Source organism: Lysinibacillus sp. UBA6686, from assembly GCF_002455205.1.
GTDB lineage: Bacteria > Bacillota > Bacilli > Bacillales_A > Planococcaceae > Lysinibacillus > Lysinibacillus pakistanensis.
On sequence record NZ_DKJS01000022.1, the window covers coordinates 1 to 9,545 of the forward strand.

The 9,545-nt window shown below is 36.2% G+C and carries 8 protein-coding genes; 6 read left to right on the forward strand and 2 right to left on the reverse strand.

Annotation, left to right across the window (positions count from 1 at the left end; all coding sequences use genetic code 11):
• Positions 1-75: 75 nt before the first annotated feature.
• Positions 76-468, reverse strand: a complete 393-nt coding sequence (locus B2R82_RS05325; RefSeq protein ID WP_283870955.1) for a DoxX family protein — start codon at positions 466-468, stop codon at positions 76-78.
• Positions 469-618: 150 nt separating this feature from the next.
• On the opposite strand from B2R82_RS05325, the gene B2R82_RS05330 reads away from it, so the two are divergent.
• The 6 genes from B2R82_RS05330 to B2R82_RS05355 all read left to right on the forward strand — a co-directional run bounded on the left by B2R82_RS05330 (position 619) and on the right by B2R82_RS05355 (position 9,303).
• The gene (locus B2R82_RS05330; RefSeq protein WP_286923885.1) at positions 619-936 is read left to right on the forward strand and encodes a winged helix-turn-helix transcriptional regulator; all 318 of its coding nucleotides are present in this window, start codon (positions 619-621) and stop codon (positions 934-936) included.
• 149 nt (positions 937-1,085) lie between these two features.
• Positions 1,086-2,408: an MFS transporter gene (locus B2R82_RS05335; RefSeq protein WP_286923886.1), complete on the forward strand. Its 1,323-nt coding sequence runs from the start codon at positions 1,086-1,088 to the stop codon at positions 2,406-2,408.
• 68 nt (positions 2,409-2,476) lie between these two features.
• The gene (locus B2R82_RS05340) at positions 2,477-3,379 is read left to right on the forward strand and encodes a chemotaxis protein (protein ID WP_286923887.1); all 903 of its coding nucleotides are present in this window, start codon (positions 2,477-2,479) and stop codon (positions 3,377-3,379) included.
• 191 nt (positions 3,380-3,570) lie between these two features.
• Positions 3,571-5,124, forward strand: a complete 1,554-nt coding sequence (locus B2R82_RS05345; protein WP_286923889.1) for a Ppx/GppA family phosphatase — start codon at positions 3,571-3,573, stop codon at positions 5,122-5,124.
• Positions 5,114-7,267 (forward strand): RNA degradosome polyphosphate kinase, encoded by a 2,154-nt coding sequence (locus B2R82_RS05350; protein ID WP_286923961.1) that lies wholly within the window; start codon positions 5,114-5,116, stop codon positions 7,265-7,267. Before B2R82_RS05345 ends, B2R82_RS05350 begins: the two co-directional genes overlap by 11 nt.
• Before the next feature lie 29 nt (positions 7,268-7,296).
• Complete coding sequence (locus B2R82_RS05355; RefSeq protein WP_286923890.1) at positions 7,297-9,303, forward strand: GGDEF and EAL domain-containing protein; 2,007 nt, start codon at positions 7,297-7,299, stop codon at positions 9,301-9,303.
• Between the two features lie 45 nt (positions 9,304-9,348).
• Here B2R82_RS05355 and B2R82_RS05360 read toward each other — a convergent pair.
• On the reverse strand, positions 9,349-9,545 hold a 197-nt coding region (locus tag B2R82_RS05360; protein ID WP_286923891.1), incomplete at its 5' end, for a hypothetical protein.

Here is a 9,545-nt window from a genome sequence, read left to right on the forward strand (position 1 = left end):
AGGGTTTTGTCCCAGCCTCTTTCTTTTTATAAAGCTGCTCACTACCACACAGAAAATAGAAAGCTGCGGAAAACATTACTCTTTTTTGAAAAGTTTCGCATCTAAAGAGTAGCTAGATGCTCCAGCAAGGGCAAAGTATAAAGCAATGGCACCTAAAGCTAGGTCTAATTCATAGCCTGCCAACCCATTCTCTCCGATAAAACCAACACTAAGCTTCGCTGTAAAAATAGCAACAACCATTGTTGCAGTCAATAAAGCCCCAAAAAGTCTTGTACCCAAGCCTAAAATAATCGCAGCACCACCTACTAATTCGATGATAGCTACAACATAAGCCATAAAGCCGGGGATTCCAAGGGAACTAAAATAATCAGCTGTAAAGCTAATACCACCCTGAAATTTTTGATATCCATGAACTGCAAAAATAATGCCAAGTACGACACGTAAAATAGTTGATCCAATATTTTGCATTTTTAATGATCTCCTTTCGCTTACATTTCGTAACTTAGTTTATTTTTAAAAATAACTTTTGTCAAGTAACTAAGTTTTATTTTTTAAAACAGATTTTGAAAAAATGATATACTGTTAAATAAGAAAAAAATGACGATGGAGGCAGGTAGATTGGAGCAAAAAAAAATTTGTCCACGCTTTGAAAGGGCGCTAACCATATTGAATCATCGCTGGAACACCTTGCTTATTTATCAGCTATTAGAAGGTCCTAAAAGGTTCTCAGCTATCAAAAATCAACTAGGAATTAGCAGCAGAGTGTTAACAGAAAGATTAAAAGAATTAGAGGTTGAACAAATTGTCACACGGACAGTTATTCCTTCAACCCCAGTAGTGATTGAATATGAGCTAACAGCAAAAGGGCATGCACTTGCGCCAGTTCTTCAAGCAATTGAAGAATGGTCTTCCATGTGGGTAAATATCGAGGAATAATGGAGTGAATATCCAAGCGAGGGGCTTGGATATTCTTTTTGCTAGTCGATAATAATTTGTAAATAATATTATTTTTTTTTTAACAAAAGGTATTATTTATTACAGAGAGAAATTAATTTAATATTATAGAGAATAGGAGGAGGGGGTTTATGAAGAGGGGCTCAGCAGTAGACACACAACATAGAAGTCAATTTGCACTTTATTTATCGCTGCCAATACTTTCATGGGCATTTTATGATTTTGCAAATACAATTTTTTCTTCAAATATTAATACAATATTTTTCCCGTTTTATATGGATGAGGTTTTAGGAACAAATGAAGTTATGCAGCAAGTTGCAAGTACATTTATTTCTTATGCAAATGCCATTGCCAGCTTTTTACTTGTTGTGTTTTCACCATTGTTTGGCGTATGGATTGATAATACAGGCTATAAGAAGAGGTTTATCGTATGGTTTGCATCCATTTCTATATTCTTTACCTTTATGATGGGGATCTTTGCAAACCTACAGACGACCACGAATTTTTCAGGTGTGTCACTAAGTTTATTTTTAGTTGTAGCTAGTTTTGTCATTGCAAAATTTTTCTTTAATTCTAGTCTAGTATTCTATGATTCAATGATGGCAGATTTAGGAACAAAAGAGGAGATGCCTCTTATTTCTGGCTATGGAGTAGCAATTGGTTATTTAGGGACAATTTTCGGTTTACTCGTTTATTTGTATGTAGGAAACAGTGATTTTCATCGAGCATTTATTCCAACCGCAATTTTGTATTTATTATTTTCATTGCCTTTATTTTTTATTAATAAAGATACACCGTTTCCAAAGTCTCAGCGGAAGCCTATAAAGTTCCTAGAAGGCTATAGGGAAATTATTCAGACCTTTAAGGATATGAAGCAATATAAGGCAATTTTCACCTTTATGATTGCTTATTTCTTTTTAAATGATGCTATTGCCACAACGATTGCTATGATGGCTGTTTATGCCACAACAATTGTCGGCTTTACGTCAGGTCAGTTTATCGTTCTATATTTAGTATCGACTGTTTCAACAATTATTGGCTCACTTGCGTTCGGCTATATTACAAAGGCAATCGGAGCAAAGCGTGCCATCACTTTAGTGGCGATATTAATGATTGTCGCTTTAGCATTTGCTGTCTTTGCTACTGCACAATGGATGTTCTGGATTGCTGGTAGTATGTTTGGTATATCTTTAGGCTCAATGTGGGTGACCTCAAGAACCTATATTATTGAACTTTCTCCAGATGAAAAACGTGGACAATTTTTTGGGTTGTTTGCATTTTCAGGTAAAGTATCCTCCATCATTGGACCAGCAGTCTACGGGACCGTTACATTATGGATGAAAGATTATGGCACATTAGCAAGTAGGGTGGCACTTTCCACATTAATTGTAATGACGGTAATTGGTCTATTTGTACATTTAAAAGTTCATGATAAAAATGGAAATAGCAAGTAGGAGAAATGTATTGCCTATGATACAATTGAATTATAAAAAGAAGTTGAACAGAAAGGAGCGGGGTTGCTTTGGAACAAAAAGGTATATTATTAGAAAGTGGCACAAATGAGCTAGAAATCGTTGAATTCGAAGTGGCTAACAATAAATTTGGTATTAACGTTATTAAAGTAAAAGAAATTATTCAACCGATTCCAGTAACATTTATTCCACACGCGCACCCGCATGTAGAGGGGATTATTCAATTACGAGGAGAGGTACTACCAGTAGTTGATATGCTTCGTGTTTTAGGGATTCAACATGCAGAGCGCAATCCTCAACAAAAATATATAGTTGCAGAATTTAATAAACAACGCGTTGTATTCCATGTTGATAATGTTACACAGATTCATCGAATTTCATGGAATCAAATTGAGAAGCCTTCAGATATGTATCAAGGAGGTACCTCACAAGTAATTGGTGTTATTAAACAAAATGAGCAGATGATTCTGTTACTAGATTTCGAAAAAATTATGGTGGACATTAATCCAGATTCAGGTATTAGTGTAGAATCTGTTAAAAAGCTTGGTCAACGTGAGCGCTCTGAAAAACGTATTTTGATTGCGGAAGACTCACCATTATTACGAAAGCTATTATTTGATACGATGAGCGAAGCAGGCTATGTTAATGTCGAATTTTTTGAAAATGGTCGTGATGCCTATGAATACTTAGAATCCATTGTTAAAGGTGGAAGCGATGTATCAGAGCATGTTCAATTAGTGGTGACTGACATTGAAATGCCACAAATGGATGGACATCATCTAACACGAAAAATCAAGGAACATCCGGATCTTAAAAAGCTCCCTGTCATTATTTTCTCAAGCTTAATTACAGATGATCTTCGACATAAAGGTGATAAAGTAGGCGCGGAGGATCAAATCAGTAAACCAGAAATTGCTGAGCTTATTTTACGTGTAGACCAGCTGATTTTATAGATTTACTGTCAATATTGGATAGAGTAAAAAGGTACTTCACAATATTAATAATGGGTATCCTGAACGTATCATTAATAACTGAAAGAAAGTCGGATGCCTAGTAAAGGAGTCCGACTTTTTTGTATAGATAAATGTGCCAAAGACAAAATAAGACTGTGCATATGCATGTAGGCATTTAAGGAAGTGATTATTTGAATGAATTAAAAACGGCAATTATCGATATTGGTTCTAACACCATTCGATTAGTACTGTATCTATATGATAAAGAAGAGGGACTTCGTGAACTTGGGAATATTAAAACAGTTGCACGTTTACGTACATATTTACAACCCTCTGGAGAAATGTCTGAAGAAGGCATACAAGTATTGACCGATACGTTATTAACGTTTAAAGCAATGCTTGATGATTTTGCAGTAACAGATGTTAAAGCTGCTGCAACAGCTGCTATACGACAAGCTACGAACAGAGCTGAAATTATTGACCGAATGAAGGCAATAACAGGCATACAAATAGACCTTTTATCTGAGGAAGAAGAGGCTTATTTTGGCTTTGTTGCTGTAGCCCATTCAATGGGTACTAAATCTGCTGTAACTATTGACATTGGAGGTGGGAGTACTGAAATTACACTATTTGAAAACAAAGAACTTCAGAAATCTTACAGTTTCCCATTCGGTACAGTGTCTTTAAAGCAGCGCTTTGTTAAAGGTGACATTATTAATAGCGGTGAAAAAAAGGAGCTCATTGCATTTATCAAAGAGCAATTTAAAGCACTTCCATGGATTCAAAACGTTGGATTACCGATTATCGCCATTGGTGGAAGTGCACGTAATATTGCTCAAATTCATCAACAAAAATGCGACTATCCAATTGCAAGTATCCATGGCTATGAAATGTCAAAGGAAAATTTAGATGACCTTAGTGTATTTTTAGGAGAATTGAGCTTCCATGATTTGAAGCAATTAGATGGGCTTTCAGCGGATCGAGCAGATATTATAGTCCCAGCTTTGGAAGTTTTTCGTGTTTTAATGGAGGTAGCTGGAAGTGAAGTGTTCCAACTAACGAAAAAGGGCTTACGTGAGGGGCTTACTATTCAACGAATTTTACAGACGGACCCAAGTGCATATGATAAATACAATGTATTTGAGGGAAACGCTAGAAGATTAGCTCGTCAGTATGGTCGAACAGAAGACGAGGTCGACTATTTAATGCATTTAGCTGATCAATTATATCGTGAGTGCTGTCATTTGAAATATTTGCAATATAATCCAAAAGATTTGCAATTATTGACGAAAGCGGCGAAAGTATTCAATATTGGCGAATATATTGAGCTAAGCTCTGCAAGTCAACATACTTTTTATTTACTAGCAAACCAATCTATAGACGGATTAAATCACAAGGAACGCGTAAAATTAGCACTTCTTGCTTCTTATAAAAATCGAGATTATTATCAGCGATTTGCAGCTCCATTTGAGGACTGGCTGGGACGTGAGGAATATCGGAAAATACGAGACTTTGGAGCACTTTTAAAATTTATTTATGCCTTGAATGTCTCTAAAAGAAGAATTGTACATGCTATTGAAATGCACAATGAAGAGGATTATGTACAGCTTGGTATATACGTAAAAAATCATGCTGCTGCCGAAAAATATCAAGCAAATCGACATAAAAAACATCTTGAACGTGCATTAAAGATACCAATAAAAATAAACTTTATTGAAGAAGGGTTGATTAATGATGACAACTGAATTGACGAATAATCAGCTAGAAGAGGAAGTTTCAGAAACACAAAGTCGATTATTAGAGGAAATTGCCAAGCCTCAATATTATAATAATCGTGAATTAAGCTGGCTTGCCTTCAATGAACGAGTTTTAGAGGAGGCAGAGGATGTTAATAACCCTCTGCTAGAACGTCTAAAATTTTTAGCCATTTTTAGCTCAAATTTAGACGAGTTTTTTATGGTTCGTGTAGCAGGTTTGCAGGATCAGGTACGTGCAGGATTCCATAAGGCTGAAAATAAGTCTGGTTTAACACCGAAAGAGCAACTTGCTAAAATTGCAGAGCGTACTCAAGCATTAGTGCGTCGCCAAACAGAGGTATACAGACATTTAATCTATGATTTATTACCCCAACACAATGTACATATAGCAGACATCAAAGATTTAAATAGTACACAAAAAGCATTTATTAATGAAATGTTTGCAGAAACAATCTTCCCTGTCCTGACACCTGTTGCAGTAGATGCCTATCGTCCTTTCCCAACATTGCTTGGTAAAACATTAAATTTACTTGTATTATTGGAGCAAGATGAGACAGATCTAGAAAGTCGTGAAAAAGTTGCGATTGTACAGGTACCATCTGTATTAGATCGTTATATTAAAGTTCCTTCAGCAGAAGGGGAATCCGTAGTTGTTCTTTTAGAAGACGTGATCGTAGCCCATATTGAGAAGCTCTTTTATGGCTATAGTGTTAAATCAGCACAGGCCTTCCGTTTAACACGTAATGCTGATTTAACCATTCATGAAGAAGGGGCAAGGGATTTACTGGTTGAAATTGAGAAAGAGCTGAAAAAGCGTAAATGGGGCGTTGGAAGTCGCCTTGAAGTACGTGAGGGTGAAATGAACGAAGAAGTTCTCAATTATCTACTAGATGAATTTGAAATTGAGGAATCGGATGTCTTTCATATTGATGGACCATTAGATTTAACATTTATGTTTTCCTTTGTAAAGGGGATATCAGTTGGTAGAGAGCATCTGGAATATGAGAGCTTTATCCCGCAGCCTCCTTTAGATTTACAATCTGATGAAAATATTTTTGAAAAGGCATTGCAGCAGGATATCTTTTTCCACCATCCATATGAGTCCTTTGCTCCTATTGTCGATTTTATCTCAGAAGCGGCAATAAATCCGAATGTATTGGCTATTAAACAAACATTGTACCGAGTAAGTGGGAATTCTCCAATCATACAGGCATTAAAGCTCGCAGCTGAAAACGGCAAGCAGGTAACGGTTTTAGTTGAATTAAAGGCTCGCTTTGATGAGGAAAATAATGTGCATTGGGCAAAGCAACTGGAGCAGGCCGGCTGTCTCGTTATTTATGGTATGAATAATTTAAAAACACATTCTAAGATAACGCTTGTTGTGAGTCGCCGTAACGGAAAAATTGAACGCTTTGTCCATTTAGGTACGGGAAATTATAACGATGCTACTGCAAAAATTTATACAGATATGGGCATAATAACGACAGATAAGGAATTTGGTATTGATGCTACTAACTTCTTTAATTATTTAAGCGGCTATACAGAGAAGCCTACTTTTAATCATTTAGTTGTGGCACCGTTTGATATTCGAGATGAATTTATACGATTAATGGATGAGGAAATAGCCTGTCATAAGAAGTATGGGAATGGTTTTATTCGTGCAAAAATGAATTCACTCACAGATAAAGATTTAATGATGAAGCTATATGAGGCGTCCATTGCAGGTGTCAAAGTGGAGCTAATTATTCGTGGCATTTGTTGTATTAGACCTGGAATTCCTGGCATTAGTGACAATATCACTGTAACGAGCATTGTTGGCCGTTTCCTTGAACATTCCCGTATTTATTGGTTCCATCATAATGGGGAAAACAAAGTCTATTTATCTTCAGCGGACATGATGACACGCAATATGATTAAACGTGTAGAAATTTTATTCCCTGTATATGCAAGTGAAGCAAAAGCTCGTATTATTAACATCATGAATTCACAACTTGAGGATACTGCCAAAGCACGTATTCAAGATTCTAATGGCAAATATCATTACAAAGAGTTTGATCGAAGTGAAGATCCTATTAATAGTCAAGAAATGTTCTTAAAGGATGCACTAAAGCCTACGCTAGACGAAGAATAAAGCAAACACGCTACTTAGTGAGGGATATAATGGAAAAATATAAAGAGAGTGTAGCGCCATTTGCAGACTATCACCAAGTCATACAGCTTAATCCATTTGATGCAGTTGTATGTTTAAGAAAAGTTGATACAAAAGCATTTGAAATCGTTAATTTTAACGATAAACTACCATCATTAATTGAGCTACAGGATGTGGATGCCACCAATGCCGAAAAGTTTTTTCCAGAGCAATGCTGGCTACAGGTATCAAAAATATTACAGCGAGAACTAAATATGGATCATAAGCTAGAGATTTGTACAGGGAACAAAGTAAAAACATTTATAGCCAATGTACAGCATCTAGAAAAATCAGTTGTTGCAGTTATTTTACGAGAGACACATAATGATGTGGCACCTTATTTACAATTTGTGGAACAATATGTAAGTCCTGTGTTAACAACTGATGTTCAAGGTCGTATTATACATCAAAACTTTGCCGCCACTACTCTATTATCAAGTGGGCATCACAACCTGATAGGACGAAATATTTTTTCATTATTAGAGAGTAAGTATAGCGATGAATTCAAATTATTATTTGCAAAAACGATTGAGGGTTCTGCTTTTGGTATGCCTAAATGTTTATTTAAAGACCAATTGCTTAGCCATGAACCTTTTTACTTAAAGACTCATCCAACCTACTTTAATGGTGAAATTATTGGTGTCCATTTATTTGTAAAAGATGCCAATAGCTTTATGAATGATCAAGAATCCTTTTATTATTTAGCATTAATGGATGAACTGACAGGTATTTGGAACCGTAAAGCATTTAAAGAGCATTGGCTGCATCATTTAAATGATAAAAAGCACGAAAGTAAACAAGCAGCACTTATTTTAGTGGATATTGACCGCTTTAAAAAATTTAATGAATCCCTTGGTGAAAGTAAGGGAGATGAGCTGATGCGCATGTTTAGTCATAGACTTCGTGAGCTGTGCTACTCAAAGTGCTCTCTTTATCGTTATAACAGTGATGAATTCATATTTGTTCTAAAAGATGCAAACATCAATAAAATAGAAAAAACAGCAAATGCTATATTAGATGCTCTCAAACAGCCGTTTATGATTGATGGGCAGGAATATTTTATTAGTGTATCAATTGGTATTTCTCTTAGCCCTGCGGATGGCAAGGACTTAGAGACTCTAGTGCGTAAAGCGGATAAAGCGTTATTTTCTGTAAAGGAACATGGACGTTCACACTATCGCTACTATCGAGAAGATATGATCACTGTTTTTCCTAACGAGGCATTAATGGAGGCACACTTAAGACGTGCTATTGAATTTAATGAGCTAAGTATTCATTTACAGCCGCAAATGGATTTAACGAATAATAGTATCAATAGTTTTGAGGCATTGTTACGGTGGAATAATCGTAAATTTGGCTTTGTATCACCTGCGCAATTTATACCTATTGCAGAGGCATCAGGCTTAATCATTGAAATTGGCGATTGGATAATTAATGAGGTATGTCGCTATCAAAAGGAGTGGCAAATGAAAGGCTATCGTCCTGTACGAATAGCCGTGAATATTTCACCAAAGCAATTTAGAAAGGAAAATTTCGCCCGAAAAATTGAGGCAGCCCTGAAAAAGTATAATGTTCCACCTAAATTACTCGAAGTAGAAATTACGGAAAGCTCTATGACTAATGTCCACGAAACATTTTCCATATTAACGGAATTAAAGCAATTAGGTGTCTATGTATCGGTGGATGATTTTGGTACTGGCTATTCCTCTTTAAGTTATTTAAAGCGCTATCCAATTGATATTATAAAGATTGATCAATCATTTATTGCTGACATTGCCAAGGATGATAAGAACGAGGCCATTATCAAGGCTATTATTTCAATGTCTCATAATTTGGGCTTAGAGGTCATCGCAGAAGGAATCGAGGAACCATCTCAAGTCGATTTCCTCAAGCGCCATCGATGTCAAAAGGGGCAAGGCTATTTATATAACAAGCCTTTACCTGTAGAAACCATAGTTGAACAATATTTTGTTAGTTAATTATGTCATTAAGTAGCACTTCACGAATTGTGAAGTGCTACTTTTTTAGGTTAAGGAAAGCAGAGAAGTGGGCGAACTGATTAATGGGGATGAAGCTAGGAAAAAGGTATGGTTCAAGTCTAAAAAGCGGAAGCCGAGCGAAAAATGTGTGACTTGGGTGAAAAAGAGTGGGGCGGAGTGGAGCAGAGCAGGAAAGAGGACAAGCTGAGCGAAAAAGTACTGAAGCGGAGCAGAAAAGCGAG